Origin of the sequence: Roseateles sp., from assembly GCF_049240545.1 — a bacterium.
In the GTDB taxonomy this organism is placed as follows: Bacteria; Pseudomonadota; Gammaproteobacteria; order Burkholderiales; family Burkholderiaceae_C; genus Paucibacter_A.
Genome location: NZ_JBMLSK010000123.1, coordinates 1 through 2,006, shown reverse-complemented (window position 1 = coordinate 2,006; position 2,006 = coordinate 1). Strand labels below are relative to the sequence as shown.

Annotated in this window: 2 protein-coding genes; both read right to left on the bottom strand. The window is 67.0% G+C overall.

The features are described from left to right. Nucleotides 1-36: 36 nt before the first annotated feature. Entirely contained in the window at nucleotides 37-837 is an 801-nt protein-coding gene (gene istB, locus ACOVRJ_RS08170; protein ID WP_422043391.1) for an IS21-like element helper ATPase IstB, read from the bottom strand. Between the two features lie 44 nt (nucleotides 838-881). Beyond that, nucleotides 882-2,006, bottom strand: a 1,125-nt coding sequence (istA, locus tag ACOVRJ_RS08165; RefSeq protein WP_422043390.1) for an IS21 family transposase, incomplete at its 5' end; no start/stop codon positions are given.

Here is a 2,006-nt window from a genome sequence, read left to right as displayed (position 1 = left end):
TGTCAAGGGTCGCCGAATTTTCCCCAGTGTGGTCGTTCAAATTTCCCCACCCGGTTGAGAAGAGTTGTCGTCGTGTGAGCGGACGAGCCCGGCCTTGAGCTTGTCCTTCAGGCGGTACGAGTTGCCGCGGATGTTCATCGTCACGGCGTGATGCAGCAGCCTGTCGAGGATGGCGGTGGCGATGACGCGGTCGCCGAAGACCTCGCCCCATGCGCCGAAGCTCTGGTTGCTGGTCAGGATCATCGGCCCGCGCTCGTAGCGCCGGCTGATGAGCTGGAAGAACAGGTTCGCGCCTTGCCTGTCGATGGGCAGGTAGCCGATCTCGTCGACGATGAGCAGCCGCGGAGCGGTGTAGATCTTCAGCTTGTCCTCCAGTCGCCCCTCGGCGTGGGCCTTGGTGAGCTTCTCGATGAGCGCCGCAGCGGTGGTGAACAGCACCCGATAGCCAGCCTCGATGGCCTTGAGTCCGAGGCTGACAGCCAGATGCGTCTTACCGACTCCGGGCGGCCCGAGCACGATGACGTTGTCGCCGTGCTCGATGAAGTGACCGCTGGCCAGGCTGTGGAGCTGCTTGCGGTCGATGGAGGGCTGGTAGTCGAAGTCGAAGGTCTCCAGTGGCTTGACGAAGGGGAAGCGCGCCATGGCGGTGCGCATCGCGATGTTCTTACTCATCTTGGCGGCCACCTCTTCGCCGAGCACCTGCTCGAGGAACTCCGCGTAGGGCAGCTCGTGCGCCGCTGCGTGCTGCAGCATCGCCTCCAGCCTCTCACTGCTCTTGAGCAGGCGCAGCTTGCGAAGGTGCTCGCCCAGTCGCTCAAGTTGCGCGGGCGTGGTCATGGCCGCCGCGGCAGCGGTGGCGCTGGCGGTGGTCTTGCTCCTGCTCATGCGGCCACCTCCACCGGCTCGATATCGAAGAGCCTCTCGTAGATGGCCAGATCTCGCACCTCGACATCGCCAGCAGGCTCGAGCGCAGGCGCTTCCCGGGGTGAGGCATAGCGCTGCCGGGCGTTGCGCGTGACGGCACCAGGGCCGTGTTCAGGCTGGACGCTGAGTTGACCGCGCCCGGCAAGCACCGGGTGCTCGGCGACTACGGCGCCCCGATACCGAATGACCCAGCAACCTCCCTGGCGCACCACCTGCACCGTCTTGCCGATGAGGCCGAACGGCACGGAGTAGCGGTTGGCGTCGATGGCCACCAGCCAGTCATCGGCCACCACCCGGTCACGCACCATCGCCTGCAGGAAGCCGGGATGACCCACGGTCGGCACGAGGCTGCTGGCCTCCTGGGCGAAGCGCTCGATCGGGCGCTGATGCGTGGTGCCGTGATCGCGCAGGTCGGCCACATCGGCCTGCCAGGCGCGCAGTTGGTCGTTGAAGTCCTCCAGATCGCGGAAGGTACGGCCGGGCACGAAGTTGCGCTTGATGTACTTCACCCCGGACTCGACCTTGCCCTTGGTCTGGGCTCGGTAGGGCTGGCACAGCCGGGGCGTGAAGCCCCAGTGCGAGGCGAAGGCAGCGAAGGTGGGGTTCAGCCGCGGCCTGCCCGCGCGCGTTCCCAAAACGACCGTGCGCATGCGGTCGTACAGCAGGAACTCGCAGCGCCCGCCGAAGTGTTCGAACGCCGCCTCGTGTGCTGCCAGCAGGTCGGGCATGCGCTCCCCAAGGAAGCCCTGCGCGAAGCCACGCCGGCTGTAGCCCAGCGTCATCACGAAGACATGCACGGCCGTGCGCACGCCCCCAAGCGGCACGGTGGCCTGCCCCCAGTCGCACTGGGCCTGCTCACCAGGGCCGGTCTCGAAGCGGCGCTGCGTCAGCGACGCCACGGTGGCAGCCAGGCGCAGTGGCGCGACCGCGCGGCGCACGATGACGTAGCTGCCGGCAAAGCCTCTGTGCGCACGCAGCTCCTGCCAGAGGATGCGCGCCGAGTAGTTGACCTCCGGTGCACGACTGGCCATCCACTGACGGTGCGGATCCAGCAAGCTGACGGTGTCGCTGCGTCGGTACGG

Coding starts and splice junctions, on each gene's coding strand:
- istB (WP_422043391.1), bottom strand. CDS start 837: ATGACCACGCCCGCGCAACTTGAGCGACTGGGCGAGCACCTTCGCAAG.